This is a genomic window from Nocardia sp. N2S4-5 (genome assembly GCF_044628355.1).
GTDB classification, from domain to species: Bacteria; Actinomycetota; Actinomycetes; order Mycobacteriales; family Mycobacteriaceae; genus Nocardia; species Nocardia wallacei_B.
Genome location: NZ_JBIUPM010000001.1, coordinates 6,294,089 through 6,318,665 on the forward strand (window position 1 = coordinate 6,294,089; position 24,577 = coordinate 6,318,665).

14 protein-coding genes are annotated in these 24,577 nt (G+C 69.8%); 4 read left to right on the plus strand and 10 right to left on the minus strand.

Annotated elements, in window-relative coordinates; translation table 11 throughout:
* Positions 1-3 precede the first annotated feature (3 nt).
* Genes ACFMRZ_RS29055 through ACFMRZ_RS29075 form a run of 5 tightly spaced genes read right to left on the minus strand, consistent with a single transcriptional unit; the run spans position 4 to position 16,226 of the window.
* Positions 4-822, minus strand: a complete 819-nt coding sequence (locus ACFMRZ_RS29055) for an ABC transporter permease (protein WP_400181505.1) — start codon at positions 820-822, stop codon at positions 4-6.
* Positions 819-1,628 (minus strand): antibiotic transporter, encoded by an 810-nt coding sequence (locus tag ACFMRZ_RS29060; RefSeq protein WP_400181506.1) that lies wholly within the window; start codon positions 1,626-1,628, stop codon positions 819-821. The genes ACFMRZ_RS29055 and ACFMRZ_RS29060 overlap by 4 nt, the downstream gene beginning before the upstream one ends.
* On the minus strand, positions 1,625-2,593 hold the full coding sequence (locus ACFMRZ_RS29065; RefSeq protein ID WP_280277092.1) for an ATP-binding cassette domain-containing protein: 969 nt from the start codon (positions 2,591-2,593) through the stop codon (positions 1,625-1,627). Before ACFMRZ_RS29065 ends, ACFMRZ_RS29060 begins: the two co-directional genes overlap by 4 nt.
* Positions 2,590-15,798 (minus strand): amino acid adenylation domain-containing protein, encoded by a 13,209-nt coding sequence (locus tag ACFMRZ_RS29070; protein WP_400181507.1) that lies wholly within the window; start codon positions 15,796-15,798, stop codon positions 2,590-2,592. The genes ACFMRZ_RS29065 and ACFMRZ_RS29070 overlap by 4 nt, the downstream gene beginning before the upstream one ends.
* A gap of 23 nt (positions 15,799-15,821) precedes the next feature.
* On the minus strand, positions 15,822-16,226 hold the full coding sequence (locus ACFMRZ_RS29075; RefSeq protein WP_280277090.1) for an AMP-binding protein: 405 nt from the start codon (positions 16,224-16,226) through the stop codon (positions 15,822-15,824).
* A gap of 322 nt (positions 16,227-16,548) precedes the next feature.
* On the opposite strand from ACFMRZ_RS29075, the gene ACFMRZ_RS29080 reads away from it, so the two are divergent.
* Complete coding sequence (locus ACFMRZ_RS29080; RefSeq protein ID WP_400181508.1) at positions 16,549-16,866, plus strand: hypothetical protein; 318 nt, start codon at positions 16,549-16,551, stop codon at positions 16,864-16,866.
* On the opposite strand, the gene ACFMRZ_RS29085 is transcribed toward ACFMRZ_RS29080, so the two are convergent.
* From ACFMRZ_RS29085 to ACFMRZ_RS29095, 3 genes are read right to left on the minus strand one after another with little or no spacing between them, the layout of a single operon-like run.
* Positions 16,817-17,689: an ABC transporter permease gene (locus ACFMRZ_RS29085; RefSeq protein WP_400181509.1), complete on the minus strand. Its 873-nt coding sequence runs from the start codon at positions 17,687-17,689 to the stop codon at positions 16,817-16,819. The two genes, ACFMRZ_RS29080 and ACFMRZ_RS29085, sit on opposite strands and share 50 nt — an antisense overlap.
* The gene (locus ACFMRZ_RS29090) at positions 17,682-18,521 is read right to left on the minus strand and encodes an ABC transporter ATP-binding protein (protein ID WP_280277087.1); all 840 of its coding nucleotides are present in this window, start codon (positions 18,519-18,521) and stop codon (positions 17,682-17,684) included. Before ACFMRZ_RS29090 ends, ACFMRZ_RS29085 begins: the two co-directional genes overlap by 8 nt.
* Positions 18,518-19,603 (minus strand): ABC transporter substrate-binding protein, encoded by a 1,086-nt coding sequence (locus ACFMRZ_RS29095; RefSeq protein WP_400183000.1) that lies wholly within the window; start codon positions 19,601-19,603, stop codon positions 18,518-18,520. The genes ACFMRZ_RS29090 and ACFMRZ_RS29095 overlap by 4 nt, the downstream gene beginning before the upstream one ends.
* 182 nt (positions 19,604-19,785) lie before the next feature.
* On the opposite strand from ACFMRZ_RS29095, the gene ACFMRZ_RS29100 reads away from it, so the two are divergent.
* Positions 19,786-20,691 carry a LysR family transcriptional regulator gene (locus ACFMRZ_RS29100; protein WP_400181510.1) on the plus strand — a complete coding sequence of 302 codons (906 nt, stop codon included), beginning with the start codon at positions 19,786-19,788 and terminating at the stop codon, positions 20,689-20,691.
* 90 nt (positions 20,692-20,781) lie between these two features.
* Here ACFMRZ_RS29100 and ACFMRZ_RS29105 read toward each other — a convergent pair whose 3' ends face one another.
* On the minus strand, positions 20,782-20,991 hold the full coding sequence (locus ACFMRZ_RS29105; protein ID WP_400181511.1) for a DUF397 domain-containing protein: 210 nt from the start codon (positions 20,989-20,991) through the stop codon (positions 20,782-20,784).
* Positions 20,988-21,920, minus strand: a complete 933-nt coding sequence (locus ACFMRZ_RS29110) for a helix-turn-helix domain-containing protein (protein WP_400181512.1) — start codon at positions 21,918-21,920, stop codon at positions 20,988-20,990. The genes ACFMRZ_RS29105 and ACFMRZ_RS29110 overlap by 4 nt, the downstream gene beginning before the upstream one ends.
* Positions 21,921-22,263: 343 nt before the next feature.
* Here ACFMRZ_RS29110 and ACFMRZ_RS29115 point away from each other — a divergent pair, with 343 nt between their 5' ends.
* Both ACFMRZ_RS29115 and ACFMRZ_RS29120 read left to right on the plus strand, forming a co-directional pair.
* Entirely contained in the window at positions 22,264-23,478 is a 1,215-nt protein-coding gene (locus ACFMRZ_RS29115) for a cation:proton antiporter (protein ID WP_280277082.1), read from the plus strand.
* 131 nt (positions 23,479-23,609) lie between these two features.
* Positions 23,610-24,551, plus strand: coding sequence for a TauD/TfdA dioxygenase family protein (locus ACFMRZ_RS29120; protein WP_400181513.1), 942 nt, complete (start codon positions 23,610-23,612; stop codon positions 24,549-24,551).
* Positions 24,552-24,577 lie beyond the last annotated feature (26 nt).

A 24,577-nucleotide genomic window follows, 5' to 3' on the forward strand; every position in this document is an offset into this window, starting at 1 on the left:
CGGTCACCGCCGGCTGGTGCGCCGGTACCCGATCGCCGCGGGCACCGCGAACACGGCGATCGCACCGGCGCACCACAGCACGGTCAGGGTGAGCGGATGGGCCAGCGGCCCGCCCAGCGACAGCGCCTTCATCGCGTCCACCGCCACCGACATCGGCTGATTGCGCACCACCGGCTGAATCCAACGGGGGTAGGCCGCCAGCGGCACGAACCCGGTGCCGAAGAACATCAGCAGCGAGGACAGGATCGTAATCCCTTCCACCAGAGTCGCTTTCGCTGTGAACACGGCGATGGCGGTGACGATGGTCGCGAAGGCCAGACCGAACAGCACGGGGATCAGCACGAACCCCAGCGCCGCGAAAAAGCCCTGCTGGAAACGGAATCCGAGGACGAACCCGAGCGCGACGACCACGCAGGTGCCCACGAGAATCCGGCAGCCTTCGGCCAGGATGCGGGCCGCCAGCCCGGAGGCGCGGTGCACCGGCAGCACCCAGAAGCGGGCGAGCAGACCGGAATCGCGTTCGCGGCCGAGCATCACCCCGCCCGCGACCGCGCCCGACAGCGCCCCGACGATCGCGACCATGGGCACCGAACCGTACAGCGCGCTGGTCCCGGAGAACCGTTCGATCTGCCCGCCGATCACGGTGTCGAGCATGAACAGCAGCAGGCAGGGGATGATCAGCGTCTCCAGCAGCGTGATGGGGCTGCGGGTCCAGCGCAGCAGCAGCCGCTGGGTCTGGATCGCGGTGTGCCGCAGGAACGCCGCGGGCGCGTTCTCCGGCCCGGCCGGTGCGCGGCGGGCGGCCGCCATCGAGATCGTCATGCTCTGCTCCGATCGACTCGGCCGCTGAAGAACAGGCCCGCCACCAGCATTCCGCCGACCCACAGCAGCGCCGGGCCCAGCGTGGCCCAGGACACCGCGGCGGTGGCGGAGGTGTCCCCGGCCAGGGTGCGCAGCGCGATCGCGAACTGCGAGACGGGTTGATTGCGCACGAAAGGCTGTACCCAGTGCGGGAACTGCTGTGCCGGAGCGAGTCCGGTGGACAGCATGCCGAAGATCAGCGGCGGCAGCACCAGTGCCTGGGAGGTGCCCTCCGGACTCCTCGACACCGTGCCGATCACATCGGCGCCGAGCGTGAAGGCGACGCCGATGAACAGGGCGAGCAGCACGAATCCGGTGGTGTGCGCGGCGTCGAGGTGGAAGCGGAAGCCGATGACATGGCCACAGGCCAGCGCGGCGGCGAGCGCGATCGACAGCCGGAAGATGTTGCCCGCCATGCGCGCCGCGACCGGAACCAGCGGTCCGATCGGCATGGTGCCGAAGCGGCGGTCGAGTCCGGACACCGCGTCGGTGGCGGCCCGGAAGGCGGCCCCGATGGCGGTGAACGCGGCGGCCTGCAGGATCACGATCGGCATCATGAACTGGGCGTAACTGCTGAATCCGGTGCCGGAGAACGACATCACCCGATCCAGCGGCAGATAGAAGCTGGCGGTGAACGCCGCGGGCGCGAGGATCGAGCCGAGCACCTCACCGGTCCGCATCGAGGGCGCGATCAGCCGGGTGGTCAGCACCCACCACTGCTGAACGGTCACCGGTGCGGGCCGGGTCGCGGTGTGCCACACGGTCATTGCTCGCCTCCGCCGTCCGCGAGGTGGCCGGTGAGTTGCAGGAAGACGTCGTCGAGCGAGGGCCTGCGCAGCGCGATGTCGACCAGTTCCACGCCCGCGCCGTCGAGGCGGCGCAGTGCCTCGGCCAGGGTCTTGTGCCCGTCGGGCGCCGGAATCGTGATGCGGTCCGAATCACCCGACAGCGCAGTGCGATGGGGCTCGGGCAGCAGGGTGCCGAGCGCGGCCGCGATCGCCGGGAGATCGTTCAGGTCCAGCGGCACCACCTCGCAGTAGCTGCCGCCGGTGCGCGACTTCAGCTCGTCGGCGGTGCCCTCGGCGATGACCACGCCGTGATCGATCACGATGATGCGGTCGCACAGCGCGTCCGCCTCCTCCAGATACTGCGTGGTGAGCAGCGTGGTGATGCCCTCCTTCCGGAAGCTCCCGACCAGGTCCCACACGCCCTGGCGGCTGCGCGGGTCCAGGCCGGTCGTCGGCTCGTCGAGAAAGACCACGTCAGGGCGGACCACCAGCCCGCAGGCGATGTCGATGCGCCGCCGCATGCCGCCGGAATAGGTGCCGACCTTCCGGCCCGCGGCCGCGGCGAGATCGAATTCCGTGAGCAGTTCCTCCGCACGGGCGCGCGCCGCGCGTTTGCGCAACCCCATCAACCTGCCGAACAACACGAGATTCTCTGCGCCGGTGAGCATGTCGTCCAGGGCGGCGAATTGACCGGTGAGCATGACGGATCGGCGGACCGCGGCCGGATCGGCGACCACGTCGTGCCCGGCGACCAGCGCGCGGCCGCGGTCGGGGGCGATGAGGGTGGACAGGATGTTCACCGTCGTGGTCTTGCCCGCGCCGTTGGGGCCGAGCACGCCGAGCACCTCGCCCGGCACGGCCTCGAAATGGATGCCGCGCAGCGCGGCCACGGAGCCGAATGATTTCTCGATGCCCTCGACGAGGACTCCGCCAGAGTTGTTCACTGCCAGCCTTCCAGGTGTTCGTCGAGCACCCGCGCGATGGTCGGGAGCACGTGCGGTGCGGTCATCTCGTCGTGGGTGACCTCGAGCTCGTGGGTGGTGACGGCCCCGGTGACATAGGGCCGCCACCCGGCCGCGCCGAAAATGTCGGAGGTGCCCACGGTGGCGGCGAAGTACAGTATGTCGCCGTGATGGACCGGCCGCCGGTATCCGGTGCGGGTGCGCGCGGAAGCGTTGTAGGAGGCGGCCATTCGCTCCAGCGTCGCCGCGTCCACGAGGGACAGGCCGCCCATCCGCTCGCAGATCAGCTCGGCCGCTTCGTGTGCGGTGGCCGTCGCCGGGACGTCCTCGATGCCGAACACCGCGCCGAAGGCGTTGACGAACGCGCCGGGCGTGAGCTTCTCGATGCTGTCGCCGTCGAGGTCGGCGGTGTCGGCGTCCAGCAGGGCGACCACGCCGACCCGCGCGCCCGACCGCTCCAGCCGGGCCGCGACGGCGTGCGCGATGAGGCCACCGAACGACCAGCCGAGCAGGTGGTACGGGCCCTCGGGCTGGAGCCGCCGGATCTCGCGGGCGTAGCGTTCGGCGAATTCGTCGATGGACCGCGCCGAGGGCTCGCCGCTGAGATCCGGTGCCTGCAAGCCGTAGACGGGCCGTCCGGGACGCAGCTGTTCGGCGAATCCGAGGTAGGTCCAGGCGATTCCGGACGAGGGATGGATGCAGAACAGCGCCGGTGCGTCGCCGTCGGCGCGGATCGGCAGGACCACGTCCAGCCCCAGGCCCGCCGGGGCGGGGGCCGCCGCCGGTTTCCGCGCCGCCACCTCACGCGCCGCGGGCGTGTGGGCGAAGTGCGAGGCGGCCGAGAGGGTTTCGTGCCAGTGCGCGCTCAGCGCGGTGACCTCGCGGCGGTCCAGCAACTGCTCGGGATAGCGGATACCGACGTGCAGCCGATCGCTGAGGACGACGGCGTTGATGTCGATCTCGGCGGTCACCGGAACCTGCGGGTCCTCGTCGGCGTGCAGGTCGCCGAGTTCGTCGGTGGGCAGCCAGCCCAGCCCCTCGAATCCGGCGGGGATATCCGACTGCGCGTACCTGCCGAGGTAGTTGACGGCGATCCGGCCGGGCAGGCGCGCCGGAAGCCGCTGTGCCGCAGCCTCGTTCAGGTACCGCAGCAGCGCGAACCCGATGCCCTTGTCCGGCGCCGCGGACAGCTGTCGCCGTGTCGCGCGGATCGCCTCGCCCATGGCCGGGCCGCCCGCTACAGCGTCGTCCACATCGATTCCGGCGAGGTCGACCCGGACCGGATAGATGCTGGTGAACCAGCCGACGGTGTGCGACAGATCGGCGCCCGGGACGATTTCCTCCTGCCTGCCATGGCCTTCCAGCCGCAGCAGCACGCTGTCCGGACCCGCGGCGCCGCGCCACCGTGCCACCGCGAGGGCGAGCGTGGCGAACAGGGCATCCTCGACGGTGCCGTCGAAGAGACCGGGCAGGGTGGTGAGCAGGTCGGCCGTGACCTGTTGGGGGAGTTCGAATTCAACGGTGCGGAGGGTGCCCGCGCGGTCGACGGCGGGGTCCAGTTCTCGATCGCCCAGCAGCGGATCGGGGCCGTCGACGACCGTGCGCCAGTAGTCGAGTTCGGCCACTCGGTCCTCGTGCTGGGCCTCGTCCGCGAGCGCGTGCGCCCAGCGGCGCATCGACGTGCCCGATGCCTCCAGTACCGGCGCGGCGCCGCTCGACACCTGTGCCCAGGCGGTCATCAGGTCGGGCACCAGGATGCGCCAGGACACCCCGTCCACCGCGAGGTGGTGGGCGACGATGATCAGCCGTCCGGCCCGGCGGTGCACGCCGGAATCCCCGACGGGGTCCAGCCAGATCAGTTGCAGCACTGTGCCGTCCGCGGGATGCAGCCGCTTCATCGCGGAATCCACCGCGCTGCGGGCGAATTCGCGCAGCTCGATGGCGTCGGTGGTGTCCGCGTATTCGATCTGGTGCAGCAGCGCGTCGACGTCGACCGTGCCCGGTTCGGCGGTGCGCAGTCGCCACTCGCCGTCGTCGTCGCGGGCCAGCCGCGCGCGCAGCATGTCGTGCCGGTCGACCACGGCGGAGACGGTCGCCACCAGCTGAGCGCGCTCGATGCCGACGGGCAGTTCCAGCACCGCGGTCTGGGCGAAGCGGTCGAAATTTCCGCCGCGTTCGATCATGTACCGGACGATCGGCGTGAGCGGCAACTCGCCGACCCCGCCGCCGGGCAGCTCGTCCAGCGTGACGGCGGTCCCGGCCGCGTCCGCGAGCGCGGCCAGCGCCGCCACGGTGCGATGCTCGAACACCTGCAGCGGCGTGAGCGTGAGGCCGTGCAGCCGGGCGCGCGACACCAGCTGGATCGCGAGGATACTGTCGCCGCCGAGCGCGAAGAACGAGTCGCGCGTGCCCACCCGCTCGCGGCCCAGCAGTTCGGCGACGAGCGTGGCGAGAACGCTCTCTGTCGGTGTGGACGGTGCCTGGTACTCGGTCCCCGCATCGTCGAATACCGGCTGCGGCAGTGCTTTTCGATCGAGCTTGCCGACCGCGTTGAGCGGAATGGCGTCGAGGACCACGAAGGCGGACGGCACCATATAACTGGGCAGGAGTTCGGCTGCCCAGTCGCGCAGCGCGCGCACATCGAACGCGGGAGCCACCGCTGAGCTGCCGTTCGAGACGCTCTCGGCGGCCTCGGCCGACATCGGCGCGGGCGTGGCCGACGCGCCTGCGGTGCGTCTGTCTACCATGCCTGGAACCACGTAGGCCGCGAGGGCCATCGACCCCGCGGGCGTGGAAACGCCTACCGTGACGGCGAATTCGACCCCGGGCGCGCGGTTCAGCACGGCGTCGATCTCGCCGAGTTCGATCCGCCGACCGCGAACCTTGACCTGGAAGTCGGTGCGGCCGAGGTACTCCAGCTCCGGTGCGGCGACCAACCCGGTCCAGCGCACCAGGTCGCCGGTGCGATACATGCGGTCGCCGGGGCGGCCGAACGGGTCGGCGACGAACCGTGCGGCGGTCAGATCCGGCCGTCCGTGGTACCCGCGCGCCAGCGCGGGACCGGACAGATACAGCTCTCCCGCGACCCCGAACGGCACCGGGCGCAGCCGGTCGTCCAGCACGACGGTGCCCGCACCGGGAATCGGCGCCCCGATGGTGATCCGGGCCGCGTCCCGCAACGGCCCGGAACCGGTTGCCCAGATGGTGAATTCGGTCGGCCCGTACAGATTCACCAGCGTCCGGCCCGGCGACCAGCGCTGCACCAGCTCGGCACTTACCGCCTCACCGGCCACGGCGAGCACCCGGAGCCCGGGTACGGCGTCGGGCGCGACGGTGGCCAGCGCGGACGGGGTGATGACCGCGTGGGTGACGCGCTCGGCGGCGATCAGCTCGGCGAGCGCGACGCCGCCGAACACCTCCGGCGGCGCGACCACGGCGGCCCCGCCGCAGCCGAACGCCATGAGCGCCTCGAAGACCGACGCGTCGAAGCTGGGCGATGCCACTTGCAGGACTCGCGCCGAAGAATCCAAGCCCAGGGAATCCCGCTGTGCCGCAGCCAGTTCGGCGATCCCGCGATGGGTCACCGAGACACCCTTCGGTGTCCCCGTGGACCCCGAGGTGTAGATGAGCCACGCCGGATGGTCGGCCCGGACATCCACTCGCACCGCGTGATCCGCGCTCTCGCGCAGGGATCTCACCAGCCCCGGTTCGTCGAGGGTCAGCCAGCGGGTGCCGCCGGGAAGCAGTGCGCGATGCGCGGAGACGGTGAGCCCGAGCACCGCGCCCGAGTCGGCGAGCAGGTGCTCGATCCGATCGATCGGATGGGCCGGGTCGACGGGCAGGAACGCCGCGCCCGCCTTCGCCGCCGCCCACACCGCGGTGAGCAGCTCGACGCCGCGGGTAAGCGCCAGCGCCACAACGGTTTCCGGACCGGCCCCGGCGTCCAGCAGGACGCGAGCCAGACGATTGGACCGCCCGTCGAGTTCGCGATAGGTGAGCGCGGTCCCGCCGCTGACCACGGCCGGTCGGTCGGGATGCGCCAGCGCCGACGCCGCGAACAGGTCCGCGAGCGTCACGGCCGCGGCCCCACCCGGACGTCGGCGCGGGACCAGCGCGGCTCGCTCGGCCGCGCCGAGCAGGTCGATATCGGCGATCGGCCGATCCGGGTCGGCGATGACGGCCCGCAGAATCCGCTCCCACCGGTGCGCGAACGCCGCCGCGGTGGCGTCGTCGAACAGGTCGGTGGCGAAGGTCAGCACCGCGTCCACTCCGGCCGGCGCCGACTCCGAGAAGCGTTCGCGCAGATCCAGTGTGAGATCGAACGGCGAGGAGTCGAGGTCGAACGGCTCCACCTCGACTCGCAGTCCCGGCAGCTCCAGCACCGGCTCCTGGAAGTTCTGCAACGACAGTGACACCTGGAACACCGGATGGTGGGCGGTGGACCGGGCCGGATTCAGGATCTGCACCAGCTGTTCGAACGGCACGTCGGCGTGGCCGAACGCGTCCACGTCGGTCTCGCGCACCTGTGCCAGGAATCGGCGGAAGGGGAGCGCCGGATCGACCGTCGTCCGCAGGGCCAGCGTGTTGACGAACATGCCGACCAGCCCGTCCAGGGCCTGCGCGCCGCGCCCGGCGACGGCCGTCCCGACCACCACGTCCCCGGTCCCGCCCAGCCGCGCGAGCAGCACGGCGAGGGCGGCGTGTACGACCATGAACAGGCTGACACCCGATCCCGCGGCCAGCTCGGTCAGCGCGCGATGCACCTCGGCGTCGATGCCGAACGGCCGGGCGGCGCTGCGCATCGACTGCACGGCCGGGCGCGGCCGATCGGACGGCAACTCCAGCACGTCGGGCAGATCGGCCAGCGTCTCGATCCAGTATCGAATCTGCCTGGCCGCCAAGGACTCCGGGTCCGCCGCCGCGCCGAGCAGTTCGCGATGCCAGAGCGCGAAATCGGCGTACTGCACCGGCAGCGGCGGCAGCGCCGCGGCCGTCCCGTGTACCTGTGCGGAGTAGGCCGCCATGAGGTCCGCGGCCAGCGGCGCCATCGAGACACCGTCCGCGCTGATGTGATGCACCACCAGCACGACGACGTGCACGGGCCGGCCCGCCACGCGGAACACCCCGACCCGCAGCGGCGGCTGTTCGGCCAGATCGAAGCCGATCCCGGCGAGTTCGGCGATCCGGGCCCGCAGGGGCGCGCCGTCGTCCACATCGGCGACGACCAGATCCGGCGTCGCCGTGTCGGTGGTCAGCACCACCTGCCGCGGCCCCTGGTCGTCGGCCGGGTACACGGTGCGCAGGCTCTCGTGCCGGGCGACGACCGCGGTGAGCGCGCGCCCGAGCGCGGCCGCGTCGAGGTCACCGGTCAGCCGCAGCGCGGCGGCGATGTTGTAGGCGGCCGACGCCGGATCCATCCGGTTGAGCACCCACATGCGTTGCTGCGCGGGCGACAGGGGGACGCGGTCGGGCCGGATTCGCGGTGCGAGCGCGGCCTTTCCGTGGCCGTCGGCGGTGGGCACGACGCGACCCGCCAGCAGCGCGACCGTGGGCGCGTCGAACAGGTCGCGCAGCGCGACCGTCGATCCGAGCGTCGCGTTGACCCGCGCGACCACCCGCGTCGCGCTGAGTGAATTGCCGCCAAGTTCGAAGAACGATCGGTCGATACTGACCCGGTCACGCCCGAGCACCTCGGCGAACACGTCGGCGACCGCGTGTTCCACGGCGGTCCGCGGCGCCAGGTACTGCTGCTCCGCCGCGGCGTAGTCGGGCTCGGGCAGTGCGGCGCGATCCAGCTTCCCCACGGGAGTCAGCGGAACATCTTCCAGCACAACGAGATAGGCGGGCACCATGTATCCCGGCAGCGCGGCCGCGACGCGGGTCCGCAGTTCCTCGGGATGGAGGTCGTGCCCGGCCGCGGGAACGACATAGGACACCAGCACCGTGGCGCCGCCCGGCCCGGGGCGGCCGACGGTGACGGCATAGTCGACGCCCTCCGCCCGGCCCAGCACCGCGTCGATCTCACCGAGTTCGATACGCAGACCGCGGATCTTGACCTGGAAGTCGCTGCGTCCCAGGTACTCCAGCTCCACGACGGTGCCGCCGGGCCGATCGGCGGGCACCCACCGCACCATGTCGCCGGTGCGGTACATCCGCGCTCCGGGCGGTCCGAACGGGTCGGCGACGAAACGCGTTGCGGTGAGGGCGAATCGGTTGAAGTAGCCGCGCGCCAGCGCGGGCCCGGACAGGTACAGCTCACCGGTGGCGCCGACCGGAACCGGCCGCAGCCAGGTGTCGAGCACCACGGCGGCCGCGCCGCGAATCGGGCGGCCGATGGTGATCTGCTCGCCCGGCCGCAACTCGCCCGGCCCGGTCGCCCAGATGCTGAACTCGGTGGGGCCGTACAGGTTCAGCATGCGCCGCCCCGCCGACCAGTCGGCGACCAGCTCCGGCCCGGCGGCCTCCCCGGCCACCGAGAGCACTCGCAGATCCTCCAGACCGCGCGGATCCATGGTCGCCAGCACCGACGGGGTGATCACGGCGTGGGTGACCCGTTCGGTGCGCAGCAGCCGTTCGAGAGCGTCGCCGCCGTACACCTCCGGCGGAGACAGCACCAGGCGCGCGCCGGTGGAGTGCGCCTTCAGCAACTCGTGCACCGACGCGTCGAAGCTCGGCGAAGCCACCTGCAGGACAACGGAATCGGCGTCGAGGGCGAGCGACTCCGCCTGGGTGGCGGTCAGATTGGCCAGGCCGTGATGGCTGAGCAGCACCGCTTTCGGCTTGCCCGTGGAGCCGGAGGTATAGATCAGGTACGCGGTCTGGTCCAGCGCGATCGGGCCGCCGCGCTCGGCGTCGGTGACGGGTGCGTCGGAGACCGTCATCACCCGGCGGATGGTGTTGAGGTCGTCCAGCAGCAGCCAGTCGATGCTGCCGGGCAGCGTTTCCCCGGTCGCGCACACCGTGATCCCGATCGGCGCCCGCGAGTCGGTGAGAATGTGCTCGATGCGCTCGACCGGATGGTTCGGGTCCAGCGGCAGGAAGGCCGCGCCGGCCTTGGCGACGGCCCACACGGCGACGACCGACTCCACCGACCGGGTCAGCGCCAGCACGACGAAGACCTCCCGGCCGACGCCGCGCCGCAGCAGTACCCGGGCGAACCGGTTGGACCACGCGTCGAGTTCGCCGTAGGTCATGGTGAGGTGATCGGAACTGACGGCGATCGCCTCGGGATTCACGCTCGCCCCGGCCGCCAGGATGTCCGGAAGCGCCCGTGGCGCAGCCGGTTCCGCGCCGCGCACCGGCAGCAGCTCGCGATATTCCTCGGGGTCACAGTGCTGCACTTGGGCGAGCAGCTGCTGCGGCCGCTCGGCGATTCGGCCGAGCAGCAGCACGAACCGGTCGAGCATTCGCTGTGCGGCGGACGCGCCGAGGTGGTCGGCCAGATATTTGACGCTGATCCGCAAGCCGCCCGGCTGCGGAATCACCATGAGATTCAACGGATACGGCGTCGCGTCGGTTCCGGCGATATCGAGGATGCGCATACCCGCGATGTCCGGGGACTGCGACAACGTTTCCCGATCGATCGGGTACGACTCGAAAACCGTGAGGGTGTCGAACAATTCGGGCAACCCGACAGCCTGGTGAATGGCCGCCAGCCCCACATGCTGATGGTCGAGCAGCCGGGCCTGCTCCGACTGGATGCGGCCGAGCAGATCGGTAACCCGCTCGGCGGGATCCAGCCGCACCCGCACCGGCACCGTATTGATGAACAGGCCCACCATCTGTTCGATACCCGGCAGCTGTGGCGGCCGTCCGGAAACGGTGCCGCCGAAGACGACATCGGTACGCCCGGTGAGCATGGCCAGCACCAGCGCCCAGGCCGCCTGCACCGCGGTATTGACGGTCGCGCCCGCCGCCAGGGTGGTGGCCTCGAGGCGCGTGACGGTGTCGGCGGGCAGATCCACTGTCACCGTGCCCGATTCGGCCGACGCGATGCCCGCCAACGACGGCACCGCGCGAGTGGGGGAGTCCACGCCCGCCAACGAATCGGCCCAGGCGGCAACGGAAGTCGCGGCATCCTGCTCGGCGAGCCAGGCCAGGAACCCCCGATATGACGGCGGCGCGGGCCGGTCCGGGGTGTGCCCGGCGGCCAGTCCGGCGTAGTCGCCGAGCAATTCCTGCACCAGCAGCGGCGTCGACCAGCCGTCCAGCACCAGATGGTGATTGGTGATCAGCAGCGTGTACTCCGCGGCGGCGGTGCGAATCAGCGTGAAGCGCACCAGCGGGGGACGCGCCACATCGAATCGGGTACGCGCGTCGACGCCGATCACCCGGTCGAGTTCGCGGGCGGGGTCCGCCGTGCCGGTGAGATCCACGTCGTGCCATGCCACCTCGGCCGTGCCCGCCACCAATTGCCTGGGTCCGTCCGCGGTTTCGACGAAGGCCACCCGGAGGTTCTCGTGCCGGTCCACCAATGCCTGGGCCGCCGTGCGCAGCAGGTCGGCGTGGACGCGGCCGGTCAGCGTCAGCCGGGTCTGCACGGTGTAGTCGTCGGCGGTATCGGTGTCGTAGCGGGCGTGGAACAGCAGCCCTTGTTGCAGCGGCGACAGCGGCCACACATCGGTCAGTGTCGGATAGGTGCGCTCCCAGGCGTCGACCTGGTCCTGGGAGACCTCGACGAGGCCGAAATCCGACGGAGAGTGACCGCCCGCGCTATCGGACTCCGCGTGCGCCACAAGGGCGCTCAGCGCCGCGGCCCACAGCTCCGACAGTTCCCGCACCTCGGCCGCACCGAGGATCCGCGCGGCATAGGACCACGTCACGTCGAGTCCGTCGCCGTCCATCATCGCGTTGATGTCCACGACGGCGGCCAGCGGAGCCCGCTCGTCCCGGGTGGCGTCGAACCGGCGCGGCAGCCAGGCCGAGCCCGCGCCGTCCGCGCCGATGGCGGTCCGGCCGAGATAGTTGAAGCTGAGCTGCGGAGCCGGGGCCTGCGAAAGCCGCTGGACGGTTACAGGATTCAGGTAGCGGAGCATTCCGTAGCCGACCCCACGGTCCGGAATGCGGCGAAGTTGGTCCTTGACCGTCTTGAGCGCCGCGCCCGCCGCGGCGCCGCCGGTGAACGCGTCGTCGATGTCGAGATCGGCGAGGTCCAGCCCGACCGGGTACGCGGCGGTGAACCAGCCCACCGTGCGCGCCACGTCCGCGCCGGGCAGGATCGCCTCCTCCCGCCCGTGGCCTTCGAGGGTGATCAGCGTCGTTCCGCGTTGCCGCCACCGGCCCACGGCCAGCGCGAGTGCGGTGAGCAGGACTTCGTCGGGGCCGCAATGGAATCGGTGTGGCACCGTGGTCAGCGCCGATTCGGCGACGGCGGCATCCACGCGGGTACGCAGCTGCGCCTCGGTGGCCACGACATCCACCGCCGGGTCGAACTCGCGGGACCCGAGCGCCGGATCCGCGGTGTCGAGAATGCTCTGCCACAGCGGCAGTTCGACCGCCCGGCGATCCGCCTGCTCGCGCTGTGCGTGCGCCCACCGGCGGAACGACGTGCCGACCGGAGCGAGTCCGCCACCGGCACAGGCGGTGGCGAGATCGGGCAGCAGGATTCGCCACGACACACCGTCGACGGCGAGATGGTGCACCACCACCCACAGCGTCGGCGCGGCGTCGCCGGATTCCATCAGAACGAAGCGCGCCATCACACCGGCGGCCGGATCGAGACGGTCTGCGGCGCTGTGCAGTTCGCGTTCCCGGTCCTCGTCCGTGTCGGCGCGCACCACGTCGACGAGGGCGGCGGCATCGACCGAGCCGCGTTCGCCCACAGTCCATTCCCAGCCGCCGTCGGCCTGCCGCACCGCACCGCGGAGCACGTCGTGGTGGTCGAGGAGCGCCCGTACCGCCGCCGTCAGCCGGTCCCGGTCCACCTCGGCGGGCACTCCGATCAGGGCCGCCTGCGCGAATCGATGCCAGGCGCCGGCGTCGAGCATGGCGTGCACGATCGGTGTCGGTGCGAGAGGCCCGATTCCACCGCCCGGCAGTTCGGATACGGCCGGGGCCGTCGCGTCGGCGGCGACGGCCGCGAGGCCGGCGACGGTGCGGCGCTCGAACACGTCGCGGGCGGTGAGGCCCAGACCTGCCGCCCTGGCCCGCGAGACCAGCTGGATCGCCACGATGCTGTCGCCGCCGAGCGCGAAGAAGTCGTCGTCGGCGGTGACGGCGTCCAGCCGCAGCACGTCGGCGAACACGGCGGCCAGCGTCCGCTCCCGATCCGTCTCGGGCGGGCGGCCGTCCGCCGCCCGGGACCGGAAGATCGGGGCGGGCAGCGCCCGCCGGTCCACCTTGCCGACCGGGGTCAGCGGGACCCGGTCCAGCACCATGATCACCGACGGCACCATGTACGCGGGAAGGGTTTGTGCCGCAGCGGTTCTCACAGTCTCGGGATCCAGCGGCACACCGTCGCGGCCGCGCACGTAGGACACCAGGGCCGTGCCCGAGCCGGAGTCGGCGCCGAGGGTGAGGGCGAAGTCGATCTCCGGCAGCCGTTGCAGCACCGCGTCGATCTCGCCGAGTTCGATCCGGAATCCGCGCACCTTCACCTGCGCGTCTCCGCGACCGCCGTACTCCAGCACCCAGCGGTCGTCGTGCCGGGTCCAGCGCACGAGGTCGCCGGTGCGGTACAGGCGTCCGCCCGGCGTGTACGGGTCGGCCACGAAACACGCGGCGGTGAGACCGGTCCGGCCGTGGTAGCCGCGGGCCAGGCAATCGCCGCTCAGGTACAGCTCACCGGTCGTCCCGGGCGGCACCGGCCGCAGCCACGGGTCGAGGACCAGCGCGGACACACCGCGCACGGGACCACCGATCGTCACGGGACCGTCCGGGGACAACGGCGCGCTGAGCGTGACCGTCACCGTCGTCTCGGTCGGGCCGTACCCGTTGAGCACCCTGCGCCCCGCCCACGCCGACACCAGATCCGCCGGGCACGCGTCGCCGCCCACCACGACCGTGCGCAGCTCGGGCAGCGTGGCCGGATCGAGCGAACCCACCACGGCCGGAGTGACATTCAGATGGGTGACGCGCTGCGCGCGCAGTACCTCGGCCAGCTCATCGCCCGCATAGGCCCGCGGCGGCACCACCGCGACGGTGGCCGCGGCCGCGAAGGTCACCAGCAACTCCTCCACCGAGATATCGAAGCTCGGCGAGACCGCGTGCGCCACCACGGAATTCGCGTCGACACCGAACGCGGACCCGGAGCTTGCCACCAGGTTGGACAGTCCGCGATGTGAGACCTGCACGCCCTTGGGCAGCCCGGTCGAGCCGGAGGTGTAGATCGTGTAGGCGATCTGGTCTGAGTGCACGGCCGCGTGGCGGTCGGCATCGGTCACGGACCTCGGATCCTGTTCGCGGACAGCCGCTTCGGTGGCCGGGTCGTCGAGGACGAGCCAGTCGAGCCGATCCGGCAGCGCGGCCCGCGCGGCCCGCGTGGTCACGCCGGTGACGACACCGCTGTCGGAGACCATGTAGTCGATGCGGTCGGCCGGATAGGTCGGATCGATCGGAACGAAGGCCGCCCCGGTCTTGGCGACCGCCCACATCGCCGTCACCGACTCCGCTGAGCGTGGAATCGAGATCGCCACCGCGCGTTCGGGTCCCGCGCCCGCGGCGAGGAGCAGCCGGGCCAGCCGGTCGGTCCGCTCGTCGAGTTCGCGATAGGTGATCGTGGTCTCCCCCGACCGGATCGCCACGGCCCCGGGCCGAGTGCGCGGCCCGGTCGCCAGGATCTCGGGCAGGGTGCGGACCGTCGTACCGGCCGGCCCGCGAGCGGGCGCCAGCTCGCCGCGCTCGGTCTCGGAGGTCACCGCGAGCGTTACCAGCGGCGCGTTCGGACCGGCCGAGAGGAACCGCGTCAGGAAGGCCTGGAAACGTGCGTGCTGACCGGCCAATTCGCGATCATCGTAGAGGTTCGGATTGGCCTGGAAGTCGATGTGGGTGCTCTCGCCGCCCATCCCCGGGTAGACGTTCACGAACAGGTCGTCGATCAAACCGGAGGTGAGCACGTGCAGCCGTCCGGTGACCGAGCCGAGGCGAATCCGGCTGTCGACCATCATCAGGTTCACCGTGGGCCCGAACGAGGTGACCTCGTCCATCGCCCAGCCCAGATCCCGGACGATGTCCTCCTGCCGGTAGCGCTGCCGCCGCAGCGCGCCGGTCAACTCGCTCTGGGTGGCCCGGATGAGATCACCGACCGTCTGGGTCGGTGTCAGCGGCAGCCGCAGCGGAACGACATTGGCGATCATCCCGCCCGATCGCCGCAGCGTCGCCGTGGTGCGCCCCGACACGGGCAGCCCGAGCACCACCTCGCCCGCTCCGGTCATGGCGCCGAGATACGCGCCGAAGGCCGCCACGATGATCGGCGCCGCGCTCGAGGACTCCCGGGCGGCGACGCGTTCCAGCAATTCCGCTGTCGCGCGGGGCAATTCGGCCGACACCAGATTCGGCTGGGCGTCGACCCCCGCTTCCCGCCCGGCCAGCGTCACCGGCGGCGTCATGCCGGCCAGGTGGTCGCGCCAGTACTCGCGGTCGCTGTGCAGCCGCTGCGAATCCCGGTAGGCCAGATCGTCCGCCACGACCCGGCGCAGATCCTCCGCTCGCCCGGCCGGTATCTCCTCGCCTCGCGCGGCGCAGTTGTAGATCTCGGCGGTGCGCTGCATCATCGTCAACGCGCCCACGCCGTCCAGTGCGATGTGGTGCATCCGGGAATACCAGAACCAGCGGTCCGCGCCGACGCGCAGCATGGCGACCTGGACAAGCCGGTCGGTCACCGGATCCAGCGGCGCCGAGTACTCCGCGCGCATCCACGCCAGGGCCGCCGCCTCGGGATCGGCCTCCCCGCGCAGGTCGACGGTGCCGATGCGGTCGTCCAGCGCGGTGTCGACGATCTGGTAGGGCGCGCCGTCGATCTCGAGCAGGCGCAGGTAGCCGGTGCCGAACTCGCGTCCGGCTCGCCGGGCCGCGGTAGCGAGCAAATCGACATCGACCGCCCCCTCGAATTCGACGTACTGCGCGATGGAGATCGGCGTCGCGCCGGCGAAGTGCTGGGCGAACCAGATGCCGCGCTGGGCCGCCGACAAGGGGAAGGCTCCGGCGGGGACGATCGCGTCGGCCGCGGCCGTGGCTGTGCGCTGAGGCATGGAGAGTCCTGAGTGTTCAGTTGTCAGGCGGCCTGATTCACGGCGCCGGCGTCGCCGAGCGGTGCGTCGGACCCGGTCAGGTAACCCAGCAGGGTCGAGCGGTCGTCGAGCACCAGCCAGTCGATCGCATCACCGAGATGGCCGCGCTGCGCTCTCGTGGTCACGCCGAGGTCGGCCCGGGGAGTGGAATCATCATCCGCCGCCAGGGCTGGGATCGCACCGGTTTTGGTGATGGCCGCCCGCGTCACGGCCGCCTCGATCGGCGCGGGCACCGCCATCACGATCCGGACGCCGCGCCGCGCGCCGCGCTGCACGAGCAACCGGGCCAACCGATTCGACCAGCGATCCAGGTCGGTCCAGGTGAGTTCGCAGTCGTCGGCGAGGACGGCGATGGTGGTCGGGTCGGTCTGCCGGGTGGAATTGCTCATGAATCAACTGTCGGGGTTGCGGACCCGTCTCGACAGCGACCTCAGTACTGGCCGGCGGCCTCCCAGGGGTGAGCGTTACCACCCCAAGGTGTCGGTACCCGCTCCCGTCGCACGGCGATCGCGAAACCGTGGAAGATTGCTGAACGGTAACCTAGACTTGCGAGTGTCTCGGACACCGGCCGCGGGGCCCGGCTCGAATCCCCGATGCGCGACCCGGTACCGGTGGCGTCGGGCAGGATGGGACGGAGAGCGCAACGTGGCGACCGATATGTCCCTGGCGCTCTTTCTCATTGCGCCAGAGGGGGATCGGAAGGATGAGGTGGTGGACGACAAGGGCGCGGGCGGGGGTGAACGGGCAGTCGTGGCGCTCCTGCCCGAGCACGCGACCGACGGGTGGGAGCTGACGGGCCCGCCGGGCAAACCGCGTCTGGTCAAGGATTTCGGTGCGGTGCGCACCCGGATCCGGGCCACCACACCCACCACCTGCTCGTGGTGGGTGGGACGGCCGGACGGCCGCCTGCTGCGCGAGGCCTCCGTCATGTCGGTCGAGGCGGCCAAGGCCGCGGCGGAAGCCTGGGTGGCGGACTATCTCACTGATCGGTCCGAGGGCGCCAGCGAGACAGGCGACGCTCCAGCGTGACCAGAACTCCGTTGAACGACAGGCCGACCAGCGAGATGGCGAGGATGCCGGCGTACATGTTCGGAATCTGGAAGTTCTGTTGCGCCGCGGTGATCAAATAGCCGAGACCGGCTCGGGCGCCGACCATTTCGGCGGCGATGAGCACCAGGATCGACGACGAGGCCGCCATCCGCAGGCCGGTGAAGATCGACGGCAGGGCGGCCGGCAGGATCACCTTCTGGAACAGTCCGATCGGTGAGAAGCCCAGCGACACAGCCGATTTGATCAACAGCGGCTCCACCGTGCGGACACCGGTGATGGTGTTCAGCAGGATCGGGAAGAAACTGGCGTAGACCACCAGCGCCACCTTCGACGTCTCGCCGATACCGAGGATGAGCACGAACACCGGCAGCAGTGCCAGTGCGGCGGTGTTGCGGAACAGCTCGAGAATCGGATTGAGGAAGTCCGCCACGGGCTTGTACCAGGCGATGGCGATACCGACGGGGACCGCGCTGATCAGGGCGAGCCCGAAACCGGCCAGTGATCGGGTGAGGCTGGTGGACACGTGGTTCCACATCTCCCCGGTGCGGACCAGTTCGACGAACGCGTCGAGCACCACCGAGAACGGCGGCAGGAACACCTCGTCCACCAACCCGAATCGGGGAGCGGTTTCCCACACCGCCAGGAACAGCGCGATGACGATGACCGGCTTGAGCAGCCGCCAGCCCAGCCCGGTGGCCGCGCGCAGCGCCCGGATCGGCGCGCCCGAGGGTGCGGCGGCGTCCGGTCCGGGCGTGGCCGGGTAGCGGGTCACCTGCTCCGCGAGTGGCACGGCACTAGACATGGGTGGGCCTCCGGTCGGTGTGGGTGGTCAGCGCGGCGCGTTCCAGGCCCTGGGCCCGGCTCACCTCGGATTGCAACTGCTCCCAGATGCGGTGCCGGAAGTCCCGGAACCGCTCGCTGGAACGGACATCGGCGCCGGAATCCCGGTCGAGGTCGATATCGAACACCGCCTTGATCCGGCCCGGCCGCGACGTGAGCACGGCGACGCGCTGGCCCAGGTACACCGCCTCGTCGATGCCGTGGGTGATGAACAGGATGGTCTTGCCGGTGGTGCGCCAGATGCGTAACAGCTCGTCCTGCAACGACTCTCGGGTTTGCGCGTCGAGTGCGGCGAACGGCTCGTCCATCAGCAGCACCTCCGGATCGAAGGCGAGGCTGCGGGCGATGGCGACGCGCTGCTTCATGCCGCCCGACAGCTCGTGCGGGTACCGGTCGCCGAAACCGTCCAGCCCCACCAGATTCAGATAGTGCTCGGCGATCTCGCGCCGCTCGCGCCGCCGCACTCGCTTCGCTTCCAAACCGAATTCGATATTCGCGCGGGCGGTGCGCCACGGGAGCAGCGCGTACTGCTGGAAGACGATGCCGCGATCCAGGCCGGGGCCCTCGATCGGGTTGCCGTCGAGCAGGATCCGGCCCGCGGTCGGCTTGCTGAGCCCGCCGAGCAGGTCGAGCAGGGTGGATTTGCCTGAACCGCTGGGGCCGACCAGCACCAGGAACTCACCGTCGTGCAGGTCCAGGGTGACGTCGGCGAGTGCCGTGAACGGTTCCCGGCTGCCGCGGGCGGCGAACTGCTTGCGCACGCCGGTCAGGGAAAGCTTTGCCGTGCCGGTCATTTCGCCGCCACCACCTCTCCGGCAGGTCCGCTCGTCGGCGCATAGGTGCCGTTGGCGTAAGGGTTGTCCTTGTTCGTGTAGACGTCCTTGGCCGTGAGCTTTCCTTCGCTCAATTCGCCGTTGCGCACGAGCCACTCGATCCAGATCTGCAATTCGCGCTCGTCGACGACGCCGCCCGGCACCGGGATTCCGGAACTCTTCCAGTACTTCAGCAGTTCGGTGTTCTCGTTGCGGCCGCGCTGGTTGATGATCGCCTCGAATTTGGCCAGGACCTGGTCGCGCGGTGTGATCTGCAACCAGCGGATGGCGCGGGCGGTGCCCTGCACGAAATCCTGCACGGCGTCGGGATGCTGCTTGATGTAATCGTCACGGAACACGTAGGTGCCGTAATCGAACTTGCCGAAGAGGTCCTTGTCGGTGAACAGCGGATGCAGCCCGCCTCGCGCCACCGCGGTATCGCGGAAGACGCTACCCAGCGCGGCCACATCGATCTGACCCTTGCGCAACGCGTCCTCGGTGCTGACCGGGGGCAGCACCACGAACTGGACCTGCTTGATCTCCGGTTCGCTCAACCCCTGGCGGTGCAGCCATTCTCGGGTGATGAATTCGTGGTGCGCGCCGAGGGTGTTGACACCGACCTTCTTGCCGATCAGATCACGCGCGGAGGTGATACCGGAATCGTCGCGCACGAAATAGCCGGTGAAGGACAACTCGTCGGCGCCATAGGAACTCAGCACGGACTTCACCGGCGCGCCACCGGCGATCAGTTTCACGACGGCCCCGTTGAACGCGCTGCCGAATTCGATCTGGCGGGTGGCCGCGGCCTGGATATTGGCCGGGCCGCTGGTGCTGTCGTTTTCCCAGCGCAGCTGGATCTTCTGGAAATAGCCCAGATCGGCGGCAAGTTCGAAGGGCGACACCTGGCCGGTCTGTCCCTGATATCGCAGGACGGTCTTGCCATCCGCGCTGAGCCCGGGATCGGAGCTGCCGCACCCGGCCGACAGCGAGACGGCGGCGGGGAGGGCGAGCGCTGCGGCGAGGACGCGAAGCGGCATGAATCTTCTACTGCGGGACAACATCATTCGATCTTTCGCGAAGTGGGGGGATTGTGGTCGAGTGTGCCCGGCGGCATTCTCCGGCTCTGCTGTTGCGATCACGCAGTTTTTATCGGTCGACCATCGAGCGCACCGCGCCGTAATGTTTCGGCGATGACCGTGCCCGTGGGTCGCCGGTGACGGTGCGGGGACGGTCGAAATGAGGACGCATGTACGACATTCGACGTCTGATCCTGCTGCGCGACCTGGCGGAGCACACCACCATGACGGCCGTCTCGGAACTGCACGGCATCACGACCTCGGCCGTGTCCCAGCAGTTGCGGATTCTCGAGGACGAGGTGGGCGCGGCGCTGACCCGGCGGGAGGGCCGGGTGCTGCGGCTGACCCACGCCGGCCGGGTGCTCGTGGACCACACGGTGCGGATTATCGCGGCGCTGGAGGAGGCCGAGAGCGCGGTGGCCGCTACGGACGCGGCCGTCACCGGGGTGCTTACCGTGGCCACCTTCCGCACCGCGCTCTCGCAGCTGGCGCTGCCCGCGGCGGCGCGGTTACGGGCGGAGTATCCGGGATTGCGCGTCCGGCTGGTGAACATGGTGCCGGTGGATTCGGTCCAGGCCGTGCGCCAGCAGGACGTGGATCTCGCCGTGACGTACTCGTATTCGTTCCGCACCCAGGATCTGCCGCTCGGTCTGGCCTCGGAATCCCTCCTGAGCGACCCCCTCGTGCTGCTCGCCCCGCCGCCGCTGCGGGACCGGGTGCGCCAGCACGGGTTGAGCGTCGTCCGCGACGCCGACTGGATCGCCGCCCGCGACGGTGCGCCGTCCATCGTGTCGGTGGTATTCGCTTGCCGCGAAGCGGGTTTCGCGCCGCGAATCGAACATCGCGGCGGCAGCTTCGCGGCGATGGCGGAAATGGTGGATCACGGCTTGGGCGTGACGGTCGTCCCGGAGATGTCGGTCGACGACCGCCACCGCCACCTGGTCGCCTCGCCCGTCCCGGGCGGTTTCCGGCATATCGGCGTGACCTACCGCCAGGCGTCCCTGGACCGCCCGGCCGTCGCCGCGGCTATCGGTGCACTACGGACGGTCGCGGGTCCGGAGCGGCTCGCGTCGTGAAGTCTTGGACCCGGCCTGAGCATCCACAATCCCGCCCGAGACGGCGAAAACTGCCATCCCGGCCCGATCTGTGTCCGCCCAGGCCGAAACCTACTGAACCGGGCCGAAACTCCCGCCGCGCACGCTGTCGGTAAACGCATCCCACTCGCCGGGGGCGAAGATCAGCGCGGGACCGGAGGGGTTCTTCGAGTCCCGGACACCCACCGCCCCACCATCGAGCCAGGCGACTTCGACGCAGTCCGTCTTGCCACTGCTGTAGCTACTCTTGAACCAATTCGCCACGGATAGATCAGTGTTCACGTTTCGTATCTCCTAGTCGCCACCTGGCGAAGCAGGTCTCGTGAATTCGTGTCGTCGAGCGAGACGGCTCGGACTGCCGCGGTGAGGGAACGGTAGCGCTCGACGTCGTCGGTCTTCTCCAAGAACAGATCGTTGATACCTGCTGATCCTTCCAGGTAGACGAGCGGTGGTTCAACCGGTCGTCCCTTGGCGTCTGTCCCGAAGTCCAGGATCATGAAGAGGTTCGGGAGGAAGGCGCCTTGCGGGTAACCGGATGAGAACGGCTGGATGCGCAGGGAGACGTGTGGCAGCTTGCTCATCTCCGCGAGGTGGTGGAGCTGGCGGGCCATGATTCGCGGCGTCCCGACGGCGCGATAGAGGGCGGACTCGTGAAGTAGGACATCGAGCTTCACCGGATCGGCCTTGCGTGTGATGATCTTCTGCCGCTGCATTCTCAGCGCTACGCGGCGTTCGATGTCGTCGGGCTCATCGCTGGCGAAGTAGGCGCTGATGAGCGTGCGCGCATAGGCCGCGGTCTGTAGCAGCCCCGGAACGATCTCGGCGTAGACGAACAGCTGCGCCGCCGATTCCGTCAGCCCGACAACCATATTGAACGTCGAGTCGCTGTACAGTCCGCCGAACGCCGTGACCCAGCTCTTTTCCTGAGCTTGGTTGGCGAGTTCCACCAGCCGCGCGGTCTGGTCGGGTGTCAGCTCGTACAGCTCGCACAGCAGCTCGATGTCCTGGGTGCGGATCTTGACCACGTCGCCCGCTTCGAGGCGTTGCAGTCCGGATTTGCTGAGTGACGCTAGCGGGGCGGCCCTTTCGATCGTCAGGCCGAGCGCCTGGCGGGCCTCGCGGAGCATCCGGCCGAGTTGCCGCCGGGCGAGTGTCGACGGTTCGCCGTTATTGGTCATGCGCATACCCCCTGCAAATGTGGGTCGGATCAACCTGTGAAAGTGGGTCGGACGCTGCGGCGGTGGTGGGTCGTCTCCGCGGACTTCGGATTCTTCTGCCGCAATCCGCCGTGATCGAGCCGCTCCCCGCTGCTCACCTGCTGTTCTTTACAACGGCCGGTAGAACCCGATGCCGTTGCGGCGCAACCCGAAATGCCCCTCAACTGTAGCGGAAGCCCGAGATCTCAACTGCCACAACGGGATGGACATTCACTTACGAGCGATACGAGAGCAAACATTTGAAGCGGCGACTTCGGCGACCGACACCGGTAGGGTTATTCGGCCGGATCGGTTCGTGTCGCCGATGCCGGGGTTCGGGAAGGTAGGAGGTGGGCTTGTGCCCAGCCACGTCGTCACCATGCTTCTTATTGATCTTGTTCTGATTCTGGCCGCGGCGCGGGTGCTGGGGTGGTTGGCCGAGAAGGTGGGGCAGCCGCCCGTGGTCGGCGAGATCGCGGCCGGGATTCTGGCCGGGCCGACGGTGCTCGGGCATCACCTGTCGACTCTCGTCTTTCCGATGGATACGAGGCCGGCGTTGACCGCGCTGGCGAATGTGGGAATCGCGCTGTTCATGTTCGTCGCGGGCATGGAGACCGATCTCGGGCGGTTCGCCAAGAATCGCAGTGCCGTGCCGGTGGTGTCGCTGTCGGCGTACGTGCTGCCGTTCGTGCTGGGTTCCGTTGCCGCCCTGACGATTCTGGCGCGCCATCAGACCGGCAGCCGGATCGCGTTCGTGCTGTTCATCGGCTGCTCGCTGGCGGTGACCGCGTTCCCGGTGCTGGCGCGGATTCTGCACGACCGGGGAATGTTCAGCACTCCCGTCGGGCAGCTGGCGCTCGGGTGCGCGGCCGTCGGTGACGTGCTGGCATGGGTGGTGCTGGCGGGCGTCATCGCCTCCACCCGGACCGAGGCGGGCCAGACGTGGCGCTTGCTGCTGCTGGTGCCCCTGGCGGCGGGGACGTGGTGGCTCGTGCGGCCGCTGCTCGGTCGCGTCGTCGGCGGTATGTCGACCGAACGGTCCCTCACGCTGGTCGCGGTGTGCGGCGCGCTGCTGTGGGGCGCGATGACCGAATGGTCGGGGCTGCACCTGATCTTCGGCGCGTTCCTTTTCGGCGTGGTATTTCCGCGTGGTGGCCGAGAGCAGGTCACGGCCGCGGTCCAGCCGCTCGGAGCGCTGTTCATGCCGTGCTTCTTCGTGATCGCCGGGCTCCGCGTGGACCTCTCCAGCATCGATCGGGCAGGCGTCCTCGAACTCGTCGTCGTGATCGCGGTCGCGGTCGCGGGCAAGGTAATCGGCACCTATCTCTCCGCCCGGCTGGCGGGGATCGACAAGCACCCGGCCAGAGTCCTCGCGGCCCTGCTGAACACGCGCGGCCTCACCGAACTGATCCTGTTGGACGTGGGCTTGTCCACCGGCATCATCGGCCCGGACCTGTACTCGCTGCTGGTCGTCATGGCCCTGATCACCACCGCGCTCACGGCGCCGCTGCTCACCCTGCTGAAATCGTCACCGGAAACCGTTCCCGCCGAACCCAGCCGCGTCTCTACGTAGCGGCTCTCTCGATATCAAGGTCGGCTGTAGCGATCGTGCAGGTAATCTTGCCGATCGCAACCGGTGGCATACCGCGGCGCGCGACGTACCGTGACGGGAACATTGTCGTGCCGAGGGAATGGATGGTCACGATGACAACTGTTGCAGCGCAGTCTCTTTCGTCCGAGTCTACGATTACGATTCACCCGCAGTCCGGCTACACCGGAGCCGAGATCTCCGGCGTGGACCTGGCGGAGGACCTGCCCGATCGGGTCATCGCCGAGATCCGGCAGGCCCTGCTGAAATGGAAGGTCGTGTTCTTCCGCGACCAGACCATCGGGCACGCCGAGCAGGTGGCGTTCGCCCGGCGGTTCGGTAAGGTCACCCCGGCTCATCCCTACGAGGACAATCCGCCGCCGGGTTTCCCGGAGATCTTCCCGATCGACAGCAGGCGCTACGGCGAGCAGTACGGCCGCAAGCGCACCTCCTACGACAGCAGCTGGCACACCGATGTGACCGCGCTGGTGAACCCGCCGGCCTTCTCCATCCTGCGCGCGGACATCCTGCCGCCGTACGGCGGCGATACGGCGTGGACGAATCTGGTCGCCGCGTACGAGAATCTGCCGGCCCCGGTGCGTGACCTCGTGGACGCCCTCGATGCCGAGCACACCTTCGAATCGCGTGCGGCACAAGGCGGTACGCGAGCGAACGCGGTGGCCCGCAAGCCGCTGCGCAGTTTCCACCCGGTGGTCCGGGCCCATCCCGAGACCGGTGAGCGCGCGCTGTTCGTCAGCCCGGGATTCACCCGAGCGGCCAAGAACCTGCGTGGTCTGGGTCCGCGGCTGAGTTCGTATCTGCTCGACGCGCTGTGGGAAGAGGCGACCCGGACCGAATACACCGTCCGCTTCCGCTGGCAGCCGGGCAGTGTCGCGTTCTGGGACAACCGGGCCACCGCGCATCTCGCCATCCCCGACGCCGGACATCTCGGGCACGACCGAGTGCTGTACCGGGTCACCATCGAGGGCGACGTCCCGCAGGGGGTGGACGGGCGCCGGTCCGAATCGGTGGAGGGCGAGCCCTTCCACGGCTCCTGATTCGTGCTTTCCGAGAATGTCAGGAG